The sequence below is a fragment of the Promicromonospora sp. NPDC110617 genome (assembly GCF_055598465.1).
In genome coordinates, this window is the sequence record NZ_JBVKBM010000009.1 from 42,136 (window position 1) to 63,953 (window position 21,818).

Annotated in this window: 16 protein-coding genes; 9 read left to right on the plus strand and 7 right to left on the minus strand. The window is 72.9% G+C overall.

Going from position 1 to position 21,818, the window contains the following annotated elements; all coding sequences use genetic code 11:
- Positions 1 to 149 precede the first annotated feature (149 nt).
- The 3 genes from ACZ7LE_RS28115 to ACZ7LE_RS28125 all read left to right on the plus strand — a co-directional run bounded on the left by ACZ7LE_RS28115 (position 150) and on the right by ACZ7LE_RS28125 (position 4,704).
- Positions 150 to 1,673: a hypothetical protein gene (locus ACZ7LE_RS28115; protein WP_470406499.1), complete on the plus strand. Its 1,524-nt coding sequence runs from the start codon at positions 150 to 152 to the stop codon at positions 1,671 to 1,673.
- 81 nt (positions 1,674 to 1,754) lie between these two features.
- Positions 1,755 to 2,984, plus strand: coding sequence for a hypothetical protein (locus ACZ7LE_RS28120; RefSeq protein ID WP_470406500.1), 1,230 nt, complete (start codon positions 1,755 to 1,757; stop codon positions 2,982 to 2,984).
- Between the two features lie 412 nt (positions 2,985 to 3,396).
- Positions 3,397 to 4,704 carry an MFS transporter gene (locus tag ACZ7LE_RS28125; RefSeq protein ID WP_470406501.1) on the plus strand — a complete coding sequence of 436 codons (1,308 nt, stop codon included), beginning with the start codon at positions 3,397 to 3,399 and terminating at the stop codon, positions 4,702 to 4,704.
- A 69-nt stretch (positions 4,705 to 4,773) separates the two neighbouring features.
- Here ACZ7LE_RS28125 and ACZ7LE_RS28130 read toward each other — a convergent pair whose 3' ends face one another.
- From ACZ7LE_RS28130 to ACZ7LE_RS28140, 3 genes are all read right to left on the minus strand, one after another.
- Positions 4,774 to 6,246, minus strand: coding sequence for a flotillin family protein (locus ACZ7LE_RS28130; RefSeq protein WP_470406502.1), 1,473 nt, complete (start codon positions 6,244 to 6,246; stop codon positions 4,774 to 4,776).
- 100 nt (positions 6,247 to 6,346) lie between these two features.
- A complete protein-coding gene (locus ACZ7LE_RS28135; protein ID WP_470406503.1) occupies positions 6,347 to 6,808 on the minus strand; it encodes an NfeD family protein in 462 nt (153 codons plus the stop codon).
- 107 nt (positions 6,809 to 6,915) lie between these two features.
- The gene (locus tag ACZ7LE_RS28140; RefSeq protein ID WP_470406504.1) at positions 6,916 to 8,139 is read right to left on the minus strand and encodes an MFS transporter; all 1,224 of its coding nucleotides are present in this window, start codon (positions 8,137 to 8,139) and stop codon (positions 6,916 to 6,918) included.
- A 118-nt stretch (positions 8,140 to 8,257) separates the two neighbouring features.
- On the opposite strand from ACZ7LE_RS28140, the gene ACZ7LE_RS28145 reads away from it, so the two are divergent.
- The gene (locus ACZ7LE_RS28145) at positions 8,258 to 8,569 is read left to right on the plus strand and encodes a GNAT family N-acetyltransferase (protein ID WP_470406505.1); all 312 of its coding nucleotides are present in this window, start codon (positions 8,258 to 8,260) and stop codon (positions 8,567 to 8,569) included.
- Between the two features lie 282 nt (positions 8,570 to 8,851).
- The gene (locus ACZ7LE_RS28150) at positions 8,852 to 10,465 is read left to right on the plus strand and encodes a glycoside hydrolase family 10-like protein (protein WP_470406506.1); all 1,614 of its coding nucleotides are present in this window, start codon (positions 8,852 to 8,854) and stop codon (positions 10,463 to 10,465) included.
- A 19-nt stretch (positions 10,466 to 10,484) separates the two neighbouring features.
- On the opposite strand, the gene ACZ7LE_RS28155 is transcribed toward ACZ7LE_RS28150, so the two are convergent.
- Complete coding sequence (locus ACZ7LE_RS28155; RefSeq protein WP_470406507.1) at positions 10,485 to 10,820, minus strand: rhodanese-like domain-containing protein; 336 nt, start codon at positions 10,818 to 10,820, stop codon at positions 10,485 to 10,487.
- 117 nt (positions 10,821 to 10,937) lie between these two features.
- Between ACZ7LE_RS28155 and pgm the strand changes: the two genes are divergently transcribed.
- Together pgm and ACZ7LE_RS28165 are read left to right on the plus strand one after the other, a co-directional pair.
- Complete coding sequence (gene pgm / locus ACZ7LE_RS28160; protein ID WP_470406508.1) at positions 10,938 to 12,623, plus strand: phosphoglucomutase (alpha-D-glucose-1,6-bisphosphate-dependent); 1,686 nt, start codon at positions 10,938 to 10,940, stop codon at positions 12,621 to 12,623.
- Positions 12,624 to 12,808: 185 nt separating this feature from the next.
- Positions 12,809 to 13,819, plus strand: a complete 1,011-nt coding sequence (locus ACZ7LE_RS28165) for a glycoside hydrolase family 6 protein (RefSeq protein WP_470406509.1) — start codon at positions 12,809 to 12,811, stop codon at positions 13,817 to 13,819.
- A gap of 30 nt (positions 13,820 to 13,849) precedes the next feature.
- On the opposite strand, the gene ACZ7LE_RS28170 is transcribed toward ACZ7LE_RS28165, so the two are convergent.
- Positions 13,850 to 14,545, minus strand: coding sequence for a TetR/AcrR family transcriptional regulator (locus ACZ7LE_RS28170; protein WP_470406510.1), 696 nt, complete (start codon positions 14,543 to 14,545; stop codon positions 13,850 to 13,852).
- Positions 14,546 to 14,671: 126 nt separating this feature from the next.
- Here ACZ7LE_RS28170 and ACZ7LE_RS28175 point away from each other — a divergent pair, with 126 nt between their 5' ends.
- Both ACZ7LE_RS28175 and ACZ7LE_RS28180 read left to right on the plus strand, forming a co-directional pair.
- Complete coding sequence (locus tag ACZ7LE_RS28175; protein ID WP_470406511.1) at positions 14,672 to 17,500, plus strand: MMPL family transporter; 2,829 nt, start codon at positions 14,672 to 14,674, stop codon at positions 17,498 to 17,500.
- On the plus strand, positions 17,497 to 19,803 hold the full coding sequence (locus tag ACZ7LE_RS28180) for a YhgE/Pip domain-containing protein (RefSeq protein ID WP_470406512.1): 2,307 nt from the start codon (positions 17,497 to 17,499) through the stop codon (positions 19,801 to 19,803). The genes ACZ7LE_RS28175 and ACZ7LE_RS28180 overlap by 4 nt, the downstream gene beginning before the upstream one ends.
- A 65-nt stretch (positions 19,804 to 19,868) precedes the next feature.
- On the opposite strand, the gene ACZ7LE_RS28185 is transcribed toward ACZ7LE_RS28180, so the two are convergent.
- Both ACZ7LE_RS28185 and ACZ7LE_RS28190 read right to left on the minus strand, forming a co-directional pair.
- Positions 19,869 to 20,249 (minus strand): hypothetical protein, encoded by a 381-nt coding sequence (locus ACZ7LE_RS28185; RefSeq protein ID WP_470406513.1) that lies wholly within the window; start codon positions 20,247 to 20,249, stop codon positions 19,869 to 19,871.
- Positions 20,250 to 20,350: 101 nt separating this feature from the next.
- Positions 20,351 to 21,760 carry an acetamidase/formamidase family protein gene (locus tag ACZ7LE_RS28190; RefSeq protein WP_470406514.1) on the minus strand — a complete coding sequence of 470 codons (1,410 nt, stop codon included), beginning with the start codon at positions 21,758 to 21,760 and terminating at the stop codon, positions 20,351 to 20,353.
- Positions 21,761 to 21,818 lie beyond the last annotated feature (58 nt).

The window sequence follows — 21,818 nt, forward strand, 5'->3', positions numbered from 1 at the left end:
CCTCTTCCGACATACGCCGGTACCCATGCACAATATTCTCGATCCGCAAACCGCAGGTATGTAGTTGCCGAACCTCGGGGCGCACCGCAGATTTAATGTGTATGCATGGCTGCTGAGCGGCCTGTCTCGGGTCGGAGAGCGGGAGACCGATGTCGAAGGACGCACTGACGAGCACGGGGGACCACCTCCGTCGCATCGTCGTGCGCGCCGTCGGCAGCCTCGCCCTCGGTGCCGCGGGCGTCGCGCTCGGCGTCGGCCTCGCGGCCCCGTCCAGCGCCGCCGAGCGCCCGTCGCTCGGCTCGGTGCTCGGCGACACGGTGGAGGCGACGGTCCAGACTGTCGTGCAGACCACGGAGGCGCTCGGGCAGGTCACGAAGATCGACCAGGCCGCGACGGGCGGCACCGCGTCGGCGCCGAAGCCGGCCGCGCCGGGGTCCGCGACCCCCGCGCCGGAGACGTCCGCGCCCGCGGCTGCGCCCGCGCCGAAGCCGTCCGCGCCCGCTGCCGCCGCTCCCGAGCAGGCCCTCGCCGAGCCCGCGCCGTCCTCGGCGGGGAAGCCGGAGCCGGCCGCGCCGTCGTCGGCGGGGACGCCGGCAGCGCCCGTCACCCAGGCCGTCGACGACGTCGTCGCGGCGGTCTCCGGGGGCGTCCTGGAGCCGGTGACGACGCCGGTCCGGACGGCGGTGACGGAGCCGGTGGGCCAGATCGTCGCCGGTGTGGCCGAGCAGCCCGTGGAGCAGGTCGCCGAGGTCGTCGAGCAGGTCTCCGACCCGGTCCTCAAGCCCGTCACGGAGCAGGTCGGCGCCGTCCTGACCCCCGTGACCGAGCCGGTCGGCGAGGTGCTCGCCCCGGTGACGGGCGTCGTCGGGCAGGTCGTCTCGCCACTCGCTCCGGTGCTCGGCGCCTTGACCGAGCCGCTGGCGCCCGTGACGGGCGGACTCCTGACCCCCGTGGCCGACGTGCTCGCCCCCGTGACCGGCGTCGTGGGCGGCGTGACCGCCCCGATCACGCAGGTGCTCAAGCCGGTGACCGACCCGGTCACGGACGCCCTGGCGCCCGTGCTGACGCCGGTCGGCGAGGCGGTCGCCCCCGTCGGCGAGGTGCTCGCCCCGGTCGTCGAGCCGCTGAACCCGATCGTGGAGCCGCTCGTCCCGGTGCCGGGTGTGCTGCCGACCGAGCCGGCCACGGGCGGGCCGGTGGCGGGCGGGCCGACGACGGTGGTCCCGACCCAGCGGGCCGAGGACCCCACAGAGCCGACGTACCCGGGGGCGCTGCAGACCCCCGGTGACGCCGCGGGTGTCGTGGTCTGGACCTCAGCCGGGGTCCAGCACGCGATGCTCGACCTGATGCGTGCGCCCGCCCCTGCGGCCGCCGTCGACACCGCCGACGCGCTGAGCGTCGTGACGGCGGGCGTCGTGGAGACGGGCGGCCCCGGCCTGCTGGGCGCGGGCCTCCCGCTCGCCGTCGGCGGCGTGGGCACCGCGGCGTCCGCCGGGAGCGCCGGCGGCGCCCTGGGCGGTGGCGCCCCGCAGCTCAAGGTGCCGGGCAGCGACGCCCTGGCGGTCCTCTCCGCCCTGCTGGTCTTCCGGGCGCGCTCCTGGCGCGTGTCGACCGACGAGTCGCGCGCCAAGCTGGCGAGCAGCTACACGGACATCCCTGTCTCTCCTGCCTGACCTGGCTGGTCCGCGCACACGTGTGCGGCACCACCCGACGGCGCATGTGCCGTCGGCTCCACGCCAGGCAAGGAGAGACCCATGCACAAGAACTTCCGACGGGCCCTGTACACGGCGCTCGTGACGGGCGGCCTCGTGGTCGTCGGCGCCGGCGCGGCCTACGCCGCGGGTGACGCCCTGCCGGACGCTGCTCAGGGAGCCCCCGGGACGATCGAGGGTGCTGCTTCGCCTGTTGCTGCGCCCGAAGGGCCGGCTGAGGCTGCGGCGGACAGCGGCGCGGCGGACGGCGGTGCGGCGGACGGCGGTGCGGCGGACGGCGGTGCGGCGGACGGCGGCGCGGCGGAGCTCGCTCCGGACGGCGGCGCCGCGGAGGTTGCTCCGGCGGACGACGGCGCCGAGTCCGTCGCGCACGCCGACATCTCCGGTGTCGTCGAGGAGGTCCTTGACGGGACGCTCGGTGCGGACGGTCTGGTCGACGGGATCCTGGAGGGTCTCCTGCCCGTCGGGACCGAGGTGCCCGGCGTCGATCCGGGTGCCGGCGAGCCGGGTACGGAGGAGCCTGGTGTGGGCGAGCCCGGTGTGGGCGAGCCCGGCACGGACAACCCGGGTACAGAGCCCGGCACCGACAACCCGGGCACCGAGCCCGGCACCGACAACCCGGGCACCGAGCCCGGCACCGACGGACCCGGCATCCTGGATCCGGGCGTCCTCGACCCCGACGTGGTCGAACCCGGTACCGGTGAGCCCGGGCCGGGCGAGCCCACGACCGGTGGACCCGGCACCCACGCGCCGGCCGCCCCTGGACAGGGCCGTCCCGGCCGCGACGCGCTCGGGACCGGTGGCTCGCGGCCCGGCCACGAGACAGAACTTCCCGGGGCGGACGGCCCCGGGATCACCCACCCCGCCGAGGACTGGTCCGGCGCCGCGACTCCTGGCGCCGTCGATGCGCCCGGCGCCGCCGCGGCAGACGCCGCGCCTGGTTCGGCCGACGCGGCCGACGCCGACGCGTCGTCCGGCGACCCGGTCCCGGATGCCGGCGCCGAGAACGCCGGCGTCGACCTCAGCTGGGGTGACAAGGCGGTCGTCGTGCCGACGGCCTACGACGGGGCGCTCCTGGCGGGCGGCCCGCACGAGGGCTACCTCGTCGGTACAGCGACCAGGCCCGAGGGGCAGGTGGTGCCGGTGGACGTTCCCGGCGAAACCCTGGCCCAGACGGGCCCCATGATCACGGGGCAGCTCGCGCTGGTCTCGCTCCTTCTGGGGCTGGGCATCGTGGTGCTCCGTATGCGTCGCCGTCGTTACGTGGTGTGAACCACGGAGCGACGGGCGACAACGGCCCGGGCGCGGTCCTGCCGATGAGCTTGTCAAGGGGCTCGTGAGGCGAGACCGGCTCAGCCCGGGTCGGGGAGGTTCGTGAGGTCGGGGCGCCGCTGGGGGGCGCCCCGGCCCACGGACCGGAGTCTGGGGTCGGGACACCGCTGGGGGGTGTCCCGGCCTACGGACCCGAGTCCGGGGTCGGGGCGCCGCTGGGGGGCGGCCCGGCCCACGGACGAGGGTGAACAGAGCGGGAGCTCAGGGCATCGGGGGGTGACCTGGGCGCCCGCTCTGTCATGTCCGGCGTCGGGCCGAGCCGTCTCCAGGCCCGCTCCCGGCGCGAGTGCGGTGTACGTCATATGGGACGAGGCGGCCCGGGCGGGTTGCCCCGGCATACGATCGGACCACCATGCGCCATCTGCTCGCCGACACCACGCCCCTGAAGGTGTCGCCGGACTACCGGCGCCTCTGGTTCGGCCTGTCGATCTCGAACATCGGCACGCAGGTGACCATCGTCGCGGTGGGCCTGCAGGTCTACGCCCTGACCGGGTCCACCCTCGCCGTGGGCGTCCTGGGGCTCTTCTCGCTGGTCCCGCTGGTAGCGCTGGGCCTGTACGGCGGGGCGCTCGTGGACCACTACGACCGGCGCAAGGTCTCGCTCATCTCCTCGGCCGTGCTGTGGCTGGTCGTGGCCGGCATCGCCGCGCAGGCCTGGCTCGACCTCGAGTCCGTGGAGCTGCTGTACGGCCTGGTCGCGGTGCAGAGCGCGGCGTTCGCGATCAACAACCCCGCGCGCTCGGCGATCATCCCGCGGCTGCTGCCCAAGGAGCTCATGCCCGCGGCCAACGCCCTGGCGTCGCTCTCGATGAACGTCGCGCTGACCGGCGGGCCGCTCATCGGCGCGCTCCTCGTCGCCCAGCTCGGCTACGCCTGGGCGTACACGCTGGACATGGTGCTGTTCCTGGCGGCCCTCTGGGCCGTGTTCCGCCTGCCGCCGGTGCTGCCGGAGGGCATGGGCGAGGGCGGGAGTGGGAACGGCCGCAGCCGGGTGGGCGCCGTCGGGCTGCGCTCGGTCCTGGACGGTCTGCGCTACCTCGCCACCCAGCCCAATGTGCGCACCACGTTCCTCGTCGACATCTGCGCCATGGTGCTGTCGTTCCCGCGGGTGCTGTGGCCCGCCGCCGGCGTCATCTACCTGGGCGGCGGCGAGACGACGACGGGTGTGCTCGCCGCGGCCTTCGCCGTCGGCGGCATCCTGGCGAGCGTGTTCTCCGGCGGGCTGACGCGCCTGCGCAAGCAGGGCCAGATCATCGTCTGGGCCATCACCGCGTGGGGCCTGTCGATCGCCGCGTTCGGGCTGGTGCTGGTGCTGGTGGGTCGCGGGTCACCCGACGGGACGATCGTCTGGGCCGTGGTGGCGGCGGGGATCGCGCTCGCGTTCGCCGGCGGGTCGGACAGCATCTCTTCCGTGTTCCGGCAGAGCATCCTGCAGACCGCCACCCCGGACCACATGCGCGGACGGTTGCAGGGCGTGTTCATCGTGGTGGTGGCCGGCGGCCCGCGCCTCGGGGAGATGGTGCTCGGCGCCGAGGCGACTTGGTTCGGCGAGGGCTGGGCGGCCGTGGCCGGCGGGCTCACGTGCGTGGTGCTGCTCTGGCTGATCGTCCGCCTGACGCCGCGGTTCTGGCGCTACGACGCGCGGTACCCGGAGCCCTGACCCTCCTGACGGGTCAGACCCCCAGGTCCCTCGGGGGAGCTGGGGGTCTGACAACTCGTGCGGGGTGGGTCAGTTCTTGTCGGCGACGCTCCCGCCGTCGGCGGTGCCCGCACCGTTGCCGTGGGTGGGACCCGCCAGGCCCGAGATCAACGTGTTGATGTCCACGCCGGTGAGCTGCTTGATGACGCCCTGGCCCTCGCCGAGCACCGCGGCCACGTTCTTGGTGAGCGCCGAGGCCCCGTCGGTCGAGACCACGGTCATGCCCTGGATCGAGGCGATCGGCTCGGCGGCGGCCCGGACGATGTCCGGCAGGCGCTCGATGAGCTCCTGCACCAGCGCGGCCTCGCCGTACTTGCGCAGGGCCTCGGCCTTGGCGTCGGTGGCCGTCGCCTCCGCGAGACCCTCGGCCTCGACGGCGGCGGCGCGCGCCCGGCCCTCGGCCTCGATACCGGCGGCGAGGGCGACCTGCCGGTCGCGCTCGGCCTCACCGGCGCGGCGGACCGCCTCGGCGGACGCCTCAGCGTCCTGCAGCGCCGCCGTCTTGTTCGCCTGGGCGATCGTGGTGCGCTTGAAGGCCTCGGCCTCGGTGGCCGCGTTGTTGGCGTCGCGGCGGGCATTCGCGCCCTGGACCTCGGCGTACGCCTTGGCCTCCGCAGGCTTGCGCACCTCGATGTCGAGGCGCTCCTGCTCCACGCGCGCCTTCTCGGCCATGGCCTCGCGCTCCTGCTGGGCCACGAGCCGGTCCTGCTCGGCCCGGGCGAGCTGGCCGGCGGCCTCCGCCTCGGCGTTCGCCTTGTCGGTCTCCGCCTTGATGGCGGCCTTCTTGAGGTCGAGCGCCTTCTGGCGCTCCGCGATCTGCTCGGCGGCCTCGATCACGGCGAACTCGGACGCGCGGTTCGCCTCGGCCTCGGACACCTCGGCGAGCTGACGCGCGTTGGCGGCCTCGGCGCGGCCGAGGTTCGCGAGGTAGTCCGACCCCGGCGTCGAGATGTCGGAGATGTTCAGCAGGTCGACCTGGAGGCCCTGCTCCGAGAGGTCCGTCTTGGTCGACTGCACCACGCGGTCGGACAGGCCCTTGCGGTCGGAGATGATCTGCTCGATCGTCATGTCGCCGACGATCGACCGCAGCGAGCCCTCCAGGGACTCCTTGATGATCTCGGTGAGCAGGTGCTGCTGGGACAGGAAGCGCTGCGCGGCGCGCCGCACCCCCTCCTCGTCGCCGCGCACCTTGAAGTTGATCGACGCCTTGATCGCGATCTTGATGCGGTTCTTGTCGACGCCCTCGACGGTGATGCCGATCTGCCGCTGCTCCAGCGAGATCGAGAAGCCCTGCTGCAGCACCGGCCACACGAAGGCCCGGCCCCCGACGACCACCCGCTGGCTGGCCGTCTGGGCCTCGGACTTCCCCGCACCACGGCCCACGACGATCAGCGCCTCGTTCGGCGGCACGCGCCGGATCCGGCTCGCGACGAACGCGAGGACGAGGAAGATCGCGAGGACGCCCGCGGCGACGGCGATGACACCTATGAGTTGACCGGTCATTTCGGCTCCTGGGGTGGGGTGTGCCGGCCGAGCCGTCGAGCGGTCCCGGCCGAGGGTGCGTTCGGGGAGGGGCGGGGGACGGGTGGCGCCGGGTCGAGCCTCAGCGCACGGGCTCGACCTTGACGCGGGCACCGTGCTGCTCGACGACGACGACGCGCGTGCCCTGCTCGATCGGCTCGTCCGAGAACGCGAGCCGGGTCTCGAGCTCCGTGGCGGCGTCCAGGGAGACCTCGCCGTGCCCGCGGTCGACGTCGGAGGTCACGCTGCCCTGCGCGCCGACCAGGGAGACCGGGCCGCCGTCCTCGCCGGCCTTGAGGCGCTTGATCAGCACGTTGACCAGGATGATCACCAGGACGGCGACCACGAGGCCCGCCGGGTAGGCCACCCAGACGGGCAGCCCGTTGGACAGGATCACCGTGCCGGTCGCGCCGAAGAGCAGGGCGCCCGCGCCGAGCGACGTGCCCGAGATGGCGCCGTCGGCCAGGTCGAAGAAGTCGCCGAGCAGCAGCGAGGCGAGCGCGAGGGCGAGTCCGAGGAGACCGATGACGATGAAGACGAGCATGCGCGTCCGTTCGTGAAGATTCTGGGAGTCGCCTGCAAGTTATCAGGAAATGGAATGCCATCTCCTGACAAAACGGGTGAACTTCTGCGCCATCGGCGGTGCGGGCGCTACTCCCGTGCCGCGGACTGGCGCCGCAGCGTGCGGGCCGCGGCCAGCGTCAGCAGCGTGGCGAACCAGGCCGCGGCGACGGGCACGAGAAAGCCCGCGGTCGCCCCGGCGTCGTCCACCCGGAGCCCGGCGACGGACGCGCCGAGCGAGGCGCCGATGCCGATCGACGTGCCCACCCACGTCAGGGCCTCGGTGAGCTGGTGCTTGCCGACCATGTCCTGCACCAGGCCGTTGCCGGTGATGACGGTGGGCGCGATGGCCAGGCCGGCCACGAACATCGCGGCCGCCAGCGCCCAGAGCGTGTGGGCGAGGAGGAAGAGGGACACACCCGGGCCGAGCGCGGCCATGCCGATCACGAACCGCCGGACCGCCGGGCTGGTGAAGTGCCGGGCGCCGTAGACCAGCCCCGCGACCATGGAGCCCAGGGCGAAGACCGCGAGCACCAGGCCGGAGGCGCCCTTGCTGCCCTGCTCCTCGGCGAACGCGACGGTGACGACCTCCATGGAGCCGAAGATCATGCCCATGGCCACGAAGACGAGCACCAGCACGGGCATGCCGGGCACGAGGACCACCGGCCGGCGCCGCACCTCGGCGTCGGCGGCCACGACGGCCGGTTCCGTGGACCGTTGCACCAGGAACAGCAGCCCGCCGACGAGCGCCGCGACCCCGGCGACCACCAGGGCGGACGGCGCGGCCACCGCCGTCGCGAGCGTCGTGGCCAGCACCGGGCCCACGATGTAGACCAGCTCGTCGACCGACGACTCCAGCGAGTACGCGGTGTGCAGACCGCGCGGGTCGTCCAGCACCGCGTTCCAGCGGGCCCGGACCATGGAGCCGTACGAGCCCTGGCTGCCGCCGGCGATCGCGGCGAGCGGCCACAGCACCCACTCCGGGGCGCCGAGCACGGCGGCCGTGACGAGCCCGCCCAGCCCGGTGACGGACACGAGCAGCGCGGGCAGCAGCACCTTCCGCTGGCCCCGCCGGTCCACCCAGCGGGCGATCTGCGGAGCGAGGAACGCCTGCGCCAGGCCGAGCACCGCCGCGACGCGGCCCGCCATGGCGTAGCTGTCGTACAGGCCCTGGACCATGAGCACGGCGCCGATGCCGACCATCGACATCGGGAGCCGGGCCAGCGCGCCGGCCGCGGAGAACTTGAGCGCACCTGGGGTGCGGAGTACCGCCGTGTAGGGGTTGGAGCGGGGTGAGGCGGCGGTCTGGGGCACGGGTCGAGTCTCGCACCCACCACTGACACCGGCCCCGCGTCTCCGGGTGACCCGGCTCACGGCACGACCGGCCGGACGGGGCTGGCGACCGGCGGGCCGGTGCCGCACGATGGGCCCCATGACGGACGAACCCCAGGTGACAGTGGTCGACAACCCCGACGAGTCCCGGTTCGAGGTGCGCGTCGACGGCACCCTGGCCGGCTTCGCGGCCTACGAGACGGATCCAGGCGTCGTGTACTTCGTGCACACCGAGGTCTTCGAGGAGTTCGCGGGCCAGGGTCTGGCGGGCCGGCTCGCGCAGGCGGCGCTCGGCATGGTGCGCGAGGCGGGCGACAAGATCGTGCCGCTGTGCCCGTACATCAAGGCCTACGTGCGCAAGCACGCGCCCGAGTACGACGACCTGCTGGGAGCGCCGGTCCCGGAGGTGTGAAAGTAAGTTCCACAATCTCGTTCACTGTGCAAACTTCACATCTGTCGCGACATGTGCGAGAGTTTCCCCACGGCGTCGCCCGGTGGCATTGTTTGTCACCTCAGTGTGGCCGATCGACGCCGGCCAACCTAGCAAAACCACATCACCGAGCACCACGGCACCAACCCCCAGCAGCCAGCACCGGAGGTCAAGCACGTGAGGCACCCCGCCCGCCGTGAGGCGACCGATCTGCCAGCCTATGCGCGCACCACGTCGCTCCTGAAGGAACGGCAGGCGGGGGTGATGTCGGGGATCGGACGCCGGGAGTTCCTCACCATGGCGGCGACGGGCACGGCCGCCGCCGCGATCGGCGTCACGATCGCGGCGCTCGACCCGGCCACGGCGCTCGGCGCCCCGGCCCTGACGGGCAACGCGACGCCGGAGCCGTCGTCGGCCCTCGGCCTCAAGCGCGAACTGCGCGCCATGTGGATCGCCACCGTGGCCAACATCGACTGGCCGTCGACGAGCGGTCTCGACGCGGACGCCCAGAAGGCGGAGTTCCTGCACTGGCTCGACGTGGCCGAGGAGCACCGGCTGAACACCGTGTTCGTGCAGGTGCGGCCCACGGCCGACGCGTTCTACGACAGCCCGTACGAGCCCTGGTCCAAGTACCTGACGGGCACGCAGGGGCAGGACCCGGGCTATGACCCGCTCGCGTTCATGGTCGAGGAGGCGCACCGGCGCAACATCGAGCTGCACGCCTGGTTCAACCCCTACCGCGTCTCGATCGAGGCCGACCTGTCGCAGCTCGTCCCCGAGCACCCGGCGCGGCAGCACGCGGACTGGGTGTGGGAGTACAACGGCCGCCTCTACTTCGATCCGGGCATCCCCGCGGCGCAGGAGCACATTCAGCAGTCGATCCTGCACGCGGTGGAGCACTACGACGTCGACGGCGTGCACTTCGACGACTACTTCTACCCGTACCCGCTGGACGGCCACGTGCTGCCCGACATCGGCACGTACGAGCAGTACGGCGCCGGCTTCGACACGATCGAGGACTGGCGGCGGAACAACGTCGACCACTTCGTCGAGACGATGAGCGTCCGGATCAAGGAGACCAAGCCCTGGGTCAAGTTCGGGATCAGCCCGTTCGGGATCTGGCGCAACGCCACGACCGACCCGCTGGGTTCGGACACCGGCGGGCAGGAGTCGTACGACGACCTCTACGCCGACACCCGCAAGTGGGTGCTCGAGGGCTGGCTCGACTACGTCAACCCGCAGATCTACTGGCAGATCGGGCTCGCGGTGGCCGACTACGCGAAGCTCGTGCCGTGGTGGGCCGAGGTCGCCGCGCAGTCGGGCACGCAGCTCTACGTGGGCGAGGCGCTCTACAAGGTGACGAGCGGGGTCTTCACCGACCCCGACGAGCTCACCAACCACCTCGACCTCTGCCGGGAGGTCAGCCGCGACGTCGGACCGATCCACGGCAACGTCTACTACTCGGCCGTGCACGTGCCGGCGGACCCGCAGGGCGCGATGACCAAGGTCGTCGCCGACCACTACCAGCACCCGGCCCTCGTGCCGCCGATGCCGCACCTGCCCGCCGACCCGGTGGTCACCCCGGTGCTCACCAAGGCCCGCCGCGTGCGCGACGGAGTCCGGATCCACCTGGCCGACATCGGCAACAAGGACGCGCGCGCGACGTCGTTCGCCGTCTACCGGGTGGACGGCGCCGCCGAGTCGGTCGACACGAACGATCCGGCGAACCTCGTGGGCACGTTCCGCGCGGTCAGCGGGCGCGTCCAGTCGTGGCTCGACACCTCGGTGGAGCGGGGCAGGACGTACACCTACGTCGTCACCGCGCTGGACCGGGTCTGGAACGAGACCGACCCGAGCCAGCCGCGGGTCGGCGAGTAGCCCTCGGTCCGGCCGGGGGTCAGCGCTCGACCGGCAGGCCTGCGCCGGCCCAGGCGACGATGCCGCCGTCGAGGTTGGTCGCCTCGAGGCCGACCGCCTCGTTGAGCCACTGGGTGGCGCGCGCGGAGCGGCCGCCGGAGTGGCAGATGACCAGGACCGACGCGTCGGCGTCGAGCTCGCCGTACCGCACGGGCAGGTCGCCCAGCGGGATGTGCACCGCGCCCGGGGCGTGCCCGGCGTCCCACTCGTCCTGCTCGCGCACGTCCAGCAGGACGGTGCCGGCGGGGACGGGGGCGGACGGGTCGAGCTCGCTGGGGTGGAGCGAGGGGATCTCGGGCTGCATCGGCGGGAACATGTCGCCAGCCTACGACGGCGCGGCGGTGCGGGACCGCCGCCGCCCCACGGGTGAGCGGCGGGCGAACGCGGGGCGTGGGCGACGACGGACCCGCCCGGACCTGGCAGTATCGGGCGTATGGATGCGCGTGCCGGAACTCCCGCCCAGCCCAGCGACCTGATCGACGTCGACCGGGTGGTCGGGGCCTACTACGACCTCTCCCCGGACCCGGGCGACCCTGGCCAGCAGGTCGCCTTCGGTACGTCCGGGCACCGCGGGTCGAGCCTCGACCATGCCTTCAACGAGGACCACATCGTGGCGATCACCGCTGCGATCGTGGAGTACCGGCGTGGTCAGGGCACGGACGGGCCCCTGTTCATCGGGCGGGACACGCACGCGCTGTCCTACCCGGCGTGGCGGACGGCACTGGAGGTGCTCGCCGCCGCCGACGTCGACGTCATGGTCGACGCGCGCGACTCGTGGACCCCGACGCCCGCCGTCAGCCAGTCGATCCTGCTGCACAACCAGACGCGGTTCGCCGAGGGGACGCCGGGTCAGGCCGCACCGGGCCTGGGCCTCGCGGACGGCATCGTGGTGACGCCGTCGCACAACCCGCCGCGTGACGGCGGCTTCAAGTACAACCCGCCGCACGGCGGGCCTGCCGACTCCGACGCGACCGGATGGATCGCCGACCGGGCCAACGAGCTCCTGCGCACCGGTGTCGGGCAGGTGAAGCGGGTGCAGCTCGACCAGGCGCTCGCCGCCGAGACCACGCACCGGCACGACTTCCTGTCGACGTACGTGGACGACCTCGCCAACGTGCTCGACCTGGAGGCCATTCGCACCTCCGGGGTCCGGATCGGGGCCGACCCGCTGGGCGGGGCGTCGGTCGAGTACTGGGGCGCGATCGCCGAGCGGTACGACCTCGATCTCACCGTCGTCAACCCGCAGGTCGACCCGCGCTGGTCGTTCATGACGCTGGACTGGGACGGCAAGATCCGCATGGACTGCAGCTCCCCGTACGCCATGGCGTCGCTCGTGCAGCGGATGACTGTCGGCGACGGCCCGGCGCCCTTCGACGTCGCCACCGGCAACGACGCGGACTCCGACCGGCACGGCATCGTCACGGCTGACGGCCTCATGAACCCCAACCACTTCCTCGCCGTGGCGATCGAGTACCTGTACGGCGGCGCGCGCCCGGGCTGGCCCGCCGGCGCGGCGATCGGCAAGACGCTCGTGTCGTCGGCGCTCATCGACAAGGTGGCGCGCGGGCTGGACCGCCGCCTCGTGGAGGTGCCGGTCGGCTTCAAGTGGTTCGTCCCGGGTCTGCTGTCGGGCGAGGTCGGCTTCGGCGGGGAGGAGTCGGCGGGTGCGTCGTTCCTGCGCAAGGACGGCCGTGTCTGGTCCACGGACAAGGACGGCCTGCTGCTCGCGCTGCTCGCCTCGGAGATCCTGGCGACCACCGGCCGGTCACCCTCGGAGCACCACGCCGACCTCGTCGGGCGGTACGGCGAGAGCTGGTACGCCCGCGTCGACGCCGCCGCCACGCGGGAGCAGAAGGCCCGGCTCGGCGCGCTGTCGCCGTCCGACGTCTCGTCCACCACGCTCGCGGGGCAGGCCATCACGGCCAAGCTCACCGAGGCGCCCGGCAATGGTGCGAAGGTCGGCGGGCTCAAGGTCACGACGCGGGACGCGTGGTTCGCCGCGCGGCCCAGCGGCACCGAGGACGTGTACAAGATCTACGCGGAGTCGTTCGTGTCCGAGGAGCACCTCACCCAGGTGCAGGACGCCGCCCGGAAGCTGGTCGACGAGGCGCTGGCCTGACCCCTCCGACGTGTCAGACGTACAGGTCACCCGAGTGACCTGTACGTCTGACAGGTCGTCGATCGTGCCTGGCTCGGCGGCTTAAACGATTCGTGTGGTTCCCCGGCCGGTGGCGTGTTCCTAGCGTCACGCGGGCACGCCTCGGCCGTTCGGCCGGGCGTGGACCCGGACGAACGGAGAGCGCCATGTCCCGTGCACGACGTCGTACCCGAACGGCGGCCCTGGCCGCAGCACTCGCCCTCGTGACCACCGCGACCGTGACGTCGCAGAGCGCCACCGCGGGCGTGACCAGCCTCGGGGTGACGAGCCTCGGCGTCACCAGCCTCGGCGTCACCAGACTCGCGGCGGCGCCCGCGGCGTCCGACCTCTACGTGGACACGAACACCCAGGCGTACGCGGCCTGGGAGGCGGCGAGCGGGACCGACAAGGACCTGCTGGCGAAGATCGCACTGACCCCGCAGTCGTACTGGGTGGGCAACTGGGCGGACGCCGACCACTCCCGCGACGAGGTCGTGGACTACACGGGCCGTGCCGCGGACGCCGGCGCGACCGGCGTGCTGACCGTGTACGCGATCCCCGGCCGCGACTGCGGCAACCACTCCGGCGGCGGGGTGCCCGAGAGCGAGTACGCGCGGTGGGTCGACACGGTGGCGAGCGGTATCGAGGGCAACCCCGTGGTGATCCTCGAACCGGACGCCCTGGCCCAGCTCGGCGACTGCGACGGCCAGGGCGACCGCGTCGGGTACCTGCGGTACGCGGCGGCGTCGCTGACCGACGCTGGCGCGCGGGTCTACGTCGACGCCGGGCATTCGGGCTGGCTGAGCCCGGCGGAGGCCGCGCGCCGGCTGCAGCTGATCGGCTTCTCGGACGCCGTCGGGTTCGCGCTCAACACGTCGAACTACCAGACCACGGCGGCCACACAGGCCTACGCGGAGCAGGTGTCGTCCCAGGTGGGCGGCGCACCCTACGTGATCGACACGTCGCGCAACGGCAACGGTTCCAACGGCGAGTGGTGCAACCCGCGCGGTCGCGCGCTGGGCGAGCAGCCCCGGTTCGTCGACGACGCGACGTCGCTCGACGCGCTGCTGTGGGTCAAGCTCCCCGGCGAGTCGGACGGCGCGTGCAACGGCGGCCCGACGGCCGGCGCCTGGTGGCAGGAGATCGCGCTGGAGCTGGCCCGCAACGCCAGCTGGTGACGGCCGCGCGGCCGGCTCGCCGGCCGCGTCTCAGTCCGCGGCCGTGACCAGGAGGTTGACGAGCTGGCTCAGGGCGGCGGCGCCGGGTGCGGCGTCGCCGCCCTCCTGCGTGGGGTTCGCGACGGCGGCGGTCCGCGCGGACGACTCGTACACGCTCAGCAGCAGGTCCACCGCCGTGCGCCGGTCCACCGTGAACCGCAGGCCGAATTCCTGGAGGATCCGCTCGATCGCGGCGCCCAGCTCGGTGCGGAGGGTCTGCTCCTGTGCGAGGAACGGCCGCCCGACGGCGGGGTCCCGCATGGCGAGGAGCTCCAGCTCGGCGCGCATCAGCGCCCCCTGGCGGGCGTCCCCGGCGTCCGGGACGAGCACCGAGAGGATCCTGCCGATCGCGTCGGGGTTCACCGCGCCGCAGTGGACGACGTCCGGCTCCATGTTCCTGGTGACGGACTCCAGCGCGACGAGCTCTCGGCGCATCGCCCGCTCGGAGAGCGCGAGGAACAGCTCCTCCTTGCTGCTGAAGTTCGAGTAGAAGGCGCCACGGCTGAATCCCGCGGCCTCGCAGACGGCCTCGATCGACGCGCCACGGATGCCGTGCTGGGCGAAGACCGCGAAGGCGGCGTCGAGCAGGCGTTCTCGGGTTCGTTCACGTCGCGGGGTCAGGGCCGTGGCGAACGCACGCTCGACGGACGACCCTGAGCCGACGTCGCTGGCGGGCTCGGTGGTCACAGCAGCTCCTCGGGGTATCGAGCGGCCAGTCTATCAATACATCCGTGTATCCGATGCACTCGTGTATCGGATACAGTGGTGCATCGAACGTCCCCACATCGGTCCCCGCCTCGTCCAGGAGTGTGCGTGTCCTCCGTTCTCTACTCGCTCGGCCGCTGGGCCGTCCGCGCCCGTCGGCTGGTCGTGGCCGCCTGGGTCGTGGCACTCGTCCTCGTGGGCGGTGCGGCCGGCCTGCTGCAACAGGGCCTCGACAACCAGGTGTCCATCCCCGGCACCGAGTCGCAGGAGGCGCTCGATCGCCTCGCTGCAACCTTTCCGCAGGTCAGCGGCGCTTCCGCGCAGGTGATCGTGGTCGCGCCCGAGGGCGGGACCATCAACGACGACGCGATGCGCACGGCCATCGAGGACGGCGTCGCGGACCTCGAGGACGTCTCGCAGGTCGAGGTGGTCACCTCGCCGTACGACGACCTGATGCCCGCCTCCGTGTCCGACGACGAGCGCGCCACCCTCCTGACGATCCAGCTCGACGGCGACCAGGGCTCGATCACCGACGAGACCAAGGAGGCGCTGGGCGTCGAGGCCGACGCGCTGGCGGAGGCCCTGCCGGCCGGCGCCGAGGCGCACCTCGGCGGCCAGCTCTTCTCCTCCAAGTTCCCCGAGATGACGCTCACCGAGGGCATCGGTCTGCTGGTCGCGCTCGTCGTGCTGGTGCTGACCCTCGGTTCGCTCGTGGCGGCGGGGCTCCCGCTGCTCAACGCGCTGCTCGGCGTCGGCGCCTCGATGGGCCTGCTGTTCGCCGCGACGGTGCTCGGCCCGATCAACTCGACCACCCCGATGCTGGCGGTGATGCTGGGCCTGGCGGTCGGGATCGACTACGCCCTGTTCATCGTCTCGCGGCACCGGGAGCAGCTCGGCAAGGGCCTCGACGTGCACGAGTCGATCGCGCGGGCGACCGCCACGGCCGGCTCCGCCGTCGTGTTCGCGGGCCTCACCGTGATGATCGCGCTGGTCGGCCTGGGCGTCGCGGGCATCCCGTTCCTCACCATCATGGGTATCGCCGCGGCGGTCACCGTGGGTGTCACCGTGCTGGTGTCGCTCACCCTGCTGCCCGCGCTGCTCGGCTTCGCCGGGGAGCGGCTGCGGCCCAGGCCGTCGCGCAAGGAGCGGCGTGCGGCGGCCCGTGCGGCCGCGGCCGCTGCGGCGAACGACGACCCCGAGGCGACCCGCTCGCGCGTCGCCGTCGTGACGTTGCCCGAGCAGAAGCCGAACCGGTTCTTCACCGGCTGGGTGCGCGCGGTGACCAAGATCCCGGCGCTCACCGTGGTGCTGGTGATCGCCGCGATGGGCGCGCTGAGCTACCCCGCGCTGGACCTGCGGCTCGCGCTCCCGGACGCGGGCGTGATGGCCAAGGAGGACCCGGCGCGCGTCACGTACGACCTGGTCTCCGAGCACTTCGGCGACGGGTTCAACGGCCCGCTGATCGTGACCGGGTCCATCGTGACCAGCACCGACCCGGTGGCGCTCATGGACCAGATCGGCGACGAGATCGCGGACCTGCCGGGCGTGGCCGACGTGCCGCTGTCGACGCCCAACGAGACGGCGGACACCGGCATCATCCAGGTGGTCCCCGAGGGCGGGCCGACGTCCGCCCAGACCGAGGACCTGGTGCGCGAGATCCGCTCGCTGCACGACCACTTCCTCGACGAGTACGGCGTGGACCTGTCGGTCACCGGATTCACCGCGGTCGGCATCGACGTGTCGGACAAGCTCGGCGACGCGCTGCTCCCCTTCGCCCTCGTCGTCGTGGGGCTGTCGCTGATCCTGCTCACGATGGTCTTCCGGTCGATCGCCGTGCCGATCAAGGCGACGATCGGCTACCTGTTCTCCGTAGGCGCCGCGTTCGGCGTGGTCTCGCTCGTCTTCGAGCACGGCGTACTCGCCGAGGCACTCAACGTGACGCGCACGGGGCCGGTGATCAGCTTCATGCCGATCGTGCTCATGGGCATCCTGTTCGGTCTCGCCATGGACTACGAGGTGTTCCTCGTGTCCCGCATGCGCGAGGACTACGTGCACGGCGGCAGCGCCAAGCACGCGATCACCACCGGGTTCCAGGGCTCCGCCAAGGTGGTCACCGCCGCGGCGATCATCATGATCGCGGTCTTCGTGGCCTTCGTGCCGCACGGCGACATGAACCTCAAGCCGATCGCGCTGGGCCTTGCCGTGGGCGTGGCCGTGGACGCGTTCGTGGTGCGCATGGTCTTCGTCCCCGCGGTGCTCGCGCTGCTGGGCGAGAAGGCCTGGTACATGCCGAAGTGGCTCGACAGGGTGCTGCCCTCGTTCGACGTCGAGGGCGAGGGGCTGACCCGCGAGCTGTCGCTGGCGGACTGGCCCGAGCCGGGCGCGACCGACGCGGTCGCCGCCGGGGACCTGGAGGTGCACGGCCCGTCCGGCACGATCGTCGGCCCGGTGAGCGTGCGGGTGCCCGACGGCGGCACGCTGCTCGTCCACGGTGACGCGACGGCCCCGGTCAGCGCCTTCCTGCTGGCCGTGGCCGGCCGGGTCAAGGTCTCGGGCGGCGTGGGGAAGACCGTGGGTCTGGTGCTGCCCGAGCGGGCCTCGTCCGTGCGGCACCGCGTCGCGGTCGTCGACGCGGCCGCCGAGGGCGGGTCTCCCGCCGTGGCGGTCCGGCGAGCCCTGGGCGACAGGCCGAAGGTGCTCGTCGTGGACGCCACCGAGACGGTGGGCGACCTGGCGGCGCGTGCCGAGCTGGCCCAGGCCGTCGCTGCCGCCCAGCGGGCGGGCGTCGCGGTGCTGCTCGGCTCGACCGGGTTCGCCGCGACCGACCTGGCACCGACCGGCGCTCAGGTGCTCGACGTGACCCCGGGCGACAGGGCGACGGCGGGCACCCACCTTGACCAGAACACCGACGTGACCGAGCAGGAGGTGCGGGCATGAGCGCCGCAACGAGGTGGCTCCGGCCTGAGCCCATCCGCAACCCGTGGCGCGCCGTGGCCGTGGCGCTCCTTCCCCTGATGATCCTGGGCCTGCTCATCTCGGCCCTGTGGAACCCGCAGGACCGGCTCGACACCGTCAAGGCCGCGATCGTGAACCTCGACGAGCCGGTGGAGATCGACGGCCAGACCGTGCCGCTTGGCCGTCAGCTCGCCGCCGGTTTGGTGAGCGGCGGCGAGACCGCCGATGCCGAGGCCGGCGAGGCCGCGGCGATCCCGGCGTCGGACGCAAGCTACGACTGGGAGATCTCCGACGAGGCGACGGCGGCCGACGGCCTGGCCGACGGCACCTACGCGGCGGTCATCACCATTCCCGAGGGCTTCTCGGCGGCGGCGACGTCGTTCAGCGGTGACGACCCGGAGGAGGCGGAGCAGGCGACCATCGACGTCGCAACCGCCCCGGACGGCCGGGTGCTCGACGACGCCCTCGCGCAGGTGGTGGCGCAGACCGCCACCAGCGTGCTCGGCAGCACCCTCACCGAGACGTACGTGGACAACGTGCTCGTCGGCTTCTCCACGCTCTCGGAGGAGCTGGGCAAGGCAGCCGACGGCGCCGGCCAGCTGGCCGACGGTGCCACCGAGGCGGGCAAGGGCGCACAGCAGCTCGCGGACGGCGCGCGACAGACCTCCGACGGGATGTCCGGGCTCGGCGACGGCGTGTCCGGCCTGGCCGGCGGTGCCGGCACCTGGGCCTCGGGCGCCGGACAGTGGGCTGCGGGCGCGGACCAGGCGGCAGCGGGCGTGGCCGGCTTGGCCTCGGGCGCATCCGGTCTGGCGGACGGAGCGGACCAGATCGCTGCCGGCGTGGGTCAGAGCTCTGCCGGGGCTGCTGGTCTGGCCGACGGTGCTGCGCAGCTCAGCACCGGCGCGGACGCACTCGCCGGTGGCGCAGACGAACTTGCGCAGGCTGTCGACGGCATCGCCGCCGGCGCACAGGGCGCCGCTGACGGCGTCAGCCAGCTGGCCACCGGTGCAGAAGGCGTTTCCACGGGTGTCGACGGACTGATGGAGCAGGTGGAGTCGGTCTGTGCGTCGCCTCGCGCGGCTGTCGTCCCGGAACTGTGCCTTCCGCTTGACCAGTACCGACAGATCGCCGGCGGTGCCGAGGCAGTAGAGCAGGGCCTTGGTGCTCTGTCCGACAAGGACAGCGACGAGAGCCTGTACGCACTTGCTGCCGGAGCCGCCGCGACATCGGACGGTGCGAAGGAGCTCGCCGGCGGCGTCAGCGGGATCGCTGACGGCACGGGCCGGCTTTCGGCCGGAAACAGGCAGCTGGCCGGTGGACTCGGCGGGCTCGAGGACGGCGCGACCCAGCTTGCAGGCGGGCTGAGCGAGCTGGCAACTGGCGCCGACCAGGCGGCGGGCGGCGTCAGCGGACTGTCCGCAGGCGCCCGTGAGCTCTCCGGAGGTGCAGGTGGCATCGCGTCGGGGGCCACGCAGCTCGCCGACGGTGTCGGTCAGCTGGAGACGGGCACCGACCAGCTCGCCACCGGCGTGGACGGCCTGGCCGACGGCGTCGGCGAGCTGGCCGGCGGCGCGTCGGACCTCTCGGACGGCCTGGGTCAGGCGACCGAGGAGATCCCGTCGTACACGGAGCAGGAGCGCAAGTCCCTGGCCTCCGTCGTGGCCGACCCGGTCGCGACCGACGGTGAGGTCACCGACCTCAACACCGGAGCGACCGGCCCGATGTTCGCAGTGCTGGCGCTCTGGCTCGGCGCGCTCGCGCTGATGATCGTGTTCCCGCCGGTGCCGCTGGGTGCCCGCGGCTCCACGCGCGGTGCGTTCCGGCTCACGCTCGGGACGTTCGTCGTCCCGGCCGCGATCAGCCTGTTCACCGGCCTCGCGACGGGTGCGATCCTGGCCGGCATCGAGGGTCTCGACGTCGGCGGCTGGCTCTCGGCCATGGGCTTCGGTGCGCTGGTGTCGGTCGCGTTCGTCGCGGTCAACCAGGCGCTCGCCGCGGCGCTCGGCCACATCGGGCGGGGCGTGAGTCTCGTGATCGCGGTGCTCGTCATCGCGACGGGTGTGGTGTCGACGGTGCCGGGCCTGCTCGAGGGCCTGGCCGGGTTCCTCCCGGTGGGCCCTGCCCAGGTGGGCCTCGTGCGGCTCATCGAGCCCGGCACAGGCGGCATCGGCATGGCGATCGCCGCGATGGTCCTCTGGGCCGCCGCGGGTCTGGTCGTGACGACACTGATGGTGGCGCGCGAGCGCACCGTCCGGGTGGCGGACCTGCTCCGCACGGCCTGACCCACCTCCGCTGAGTGCGGGATATTTGCGGTTCCAGACGCCTGGAAAGCGCAAATATCCCGCACTCAGCTGCGTTCTGGCTCGACGCGGCGCAGCCGGCCCGCCGTGTCCGGCCAGGGCACGTGCACCGCCTCCAGTGGGACCAGAGCCTTCGCCAGGAAGGCGTCGCGCAGCACGATGCCGGCGGGGGAGAGCTCGCTGATCGCGAGCTCCCTGCCCTCGCCGTCGAGCAGCCAGTGCTCCGCGAGCTCGCGGAGGCCGCGATCGAGCACCAGCTCCTCGGCCGCGTGGTAGTCGCAGACGTCGCCCACTGCGTGGCCGAGGCGGTTGCGCGGGATCACGTCGGCATAGTCCTCGGTCACCGGTTCGAGGTAACCGACGGTCTCGCCGTCCTCCCGCGTGACCGCGAGCCAGGTGTCGACGGGGGCTGTCTCCGGCATCGTCATGGCTCGACCCTAGGGTCGCCCGCCGCGCCCGCGCCCGCTGTTTTCGGGCACGGGCGCGGCGCGGGGAACAACACGGGCAGCGGCGCCGGCGCGCGGCATGCTCAGCCCAGGTCGGACTTCCGGATCAGCCCGTGCACGCCCACCGTCCGGTCGACGACCTGCGAGACGGCGAAGTCGGCCGCCGCAGAGAGGTAGGCGTAGGCGACCGCCCGGTCCAGACCGTGGTCGTGCTCCAGGAAGTCCAGCGCGTTGACGACGGCCCGCCGCATCGCGACGTCGAGGTCGCTGAGCTGGCCGCCCACCGCGCCGTCCGGGTCGGACAGGCCGATCGGGATCCACGCGTCCGCGGTCTCGGCGAAGGGGTACGAGTAGGCGACCGACGGCGCGTCCCCGGAGCCGGGCTTGCAGACCGTGAGCCGGAACGTCCCGCGCAGCGAGCCCTCCATGGCGGTGAGCGCCACCTCGCCGTCGCCCATCGCCATGTGCGGGTCGCCGACGTAGAAGAGCGCGCCCTCTGCGCTGACCGGCAGGTAGAAGGTGGAACCGGCGCCGAGGTGGCTGATGTCGATGTTCCCGCCGCCCAGCGTCGGCGGGATCGAGTTGGCCTCGGGCGCAGTGAGGTTGGTCGTCTCGGCGTAGGCGACGCCCATCATCCCGAAGAAGGTTCGCAGCGGGAACCGCACCCGTCCCCGGCCGGAGCCCATGGTCGCGTGGTCACCGTGCACCTCGGCGAACACGGACACGTTGCCGTACTCGGTCGGGACGCCGGAGCCGCGGCCGTCGGTCGCGACGGGCGGCATCACCTCGTCGAGCGTGATCCCGGCGGGGGCGCCCGCGGCCGTCGCGGCCAGCGCGCCCTTGCCGTGGCGCGACGAGACCACGCCGTACGGCACGCGGGGCGTGGCCTCCAGCGTCTCGATCTTCAGCACGTCGCCAGGTTCGGCGCCCTCGACGAACACGGGTCCGGTCACGACGTGTGGTCCGTCGACGTCGAAGTTCCGCGCCGTCCGGGAGTACCCGGCGGCGATCGCGGCGGCGTCGTCGAGCACCTCACGGCGTCGCACACCGTGCTCGGCGAAGTAGGCGACCGGGTCCCGGCCCTGGTCCTCGAGGATGCCCTCGTGGGACACGGAGTCGATGGTGATGGTCCGTCCCGAGCGCACGCGCGCCACGGCATCCGCGTGCACCGACGGGACGTAGCCCCACAGGACGTCGTCGGTGTCTGAGCTCAGGTAGACGTCGCCGCGGATGCGGCCCCGGCCGGGCTGCAAGATCCCGGAGAACTTCCCGGAGCCTCGCCCGCCCGCGCCCCGCGCAGCGGATGCGCTCAGCGCGGCGGACGCGCCCGCCGCAGCCGACGCGGTCGCGGCCGACGCCGGCACTGCTGATCCGGCGGCCAGCGCCGATCCCGCCCCCACGCCGAGCGCGGCCTGCAGGAACCGACGCCTGCCCAGGGCCGCGACCAGGGTCTGTGCTGCCGTTCGTCCTTCTTGCTGTCCGCGAGGTGTCACGGGTCCACGCTCCTTCGGTCGGGCGCGCGGTCGGGCACCGCGCGCCCCTGACGCTAGG

What these genes read in the sequence shown, in the direction of transcription:
- ACZ7LE_RS28115 (WP_470406499.1), top strand. Translation starts at nt 150, where the DNA reads ATGTCGAAGGACGCACTGACGAGCACGGGGGACCACCTCCGTCGCATC.
- ACZ7LE_RS28125 (WP_470406501.1), top strand. Translation starts at nt 3,397, where the DNA reads ATGCGCCATCTGCTCGCCGACACCACGCCCCTGAAGGTGTCGCCGGAC.
- ACZ7LE_RS28130 (WP_470406502.1), bottom strand. Translation starts at nt 6,246, where the DNA reads ATGACCGGTCAACTCATAGGTGTCATCGCCGTCGCCGCGGGCGTCCTC.
- ACZ7LE_RS28145 (WP_470406505.1), top strand. Translation starts at nt 8,258, where the DNA reads ATGACGGACGAACCCCAGGTGACAGTGGTCGACAACCCCGACGAGTCC.
- pgm (WP_470406508.1), top strand. Translation starts at nt 10,938, where the DNA reads ATGGATGCGCGTGCCGGAACTCCCGCCCAGCCCAGCGACCTGATCGAC.
- ACZ7LE_RS28180 (WP_470406512.1), top strand. Translation starts at nt 17,497, where the DNA reads ATGAGCGCCGCAACGAGGTGGCTCCGGCCTGAGCCCATCCGCAACCCG.
- ACZ7LE_RS28150 (WP_470406506.1), top strand. Translation starts at nt 8,852, where the DNA reads ATGTCGGGGATCGGACGCCGGGAGTTCCTCACCATGGCGGCGACGGGC.
- ACZ7LE_RS28155 (WP_470406507.1), bottom strand. Translation starts at nt 10,820, where the DNA reads ATGTTCCCGCCGATGCAGCCCGAGATCCCCTCGCTCCACCCCAGCGAG.
- ACZ7LE_RS28135 (WP_470406503.1), bottom strand. Translation starts at nt 6,808, where the DNA reads ATGCTCGTCTTCATCGTCATCGGTCTCCTCGGACTCGCCCTCGCGCTC.
- ACZ7LE_RS28165 (WP_470406509.1), top strand. Translation starts at nt 12,809, where the DNA reads ATGTCCCGTGCACGACGTCGTACCCGAACGGCGGCCCTGGCCGCAGCA.
- ACZ7LE_RS28120 (WP_470406500.1), top strand. Translation starts at nt 1,755, where the DNA reads ATGCACAAGAACTTCCGACGGGCCCTGTACACGGCGCTCGTGACGGGC.
- ACZ7LE_RS28185 (WP_470406513.1), bottom strand. Translation starts at nt 20,249, where the DNA reads ATGACGATGCCGGAGACAGCCCCCGTCGACACCTGGCTCGCGGTCACG.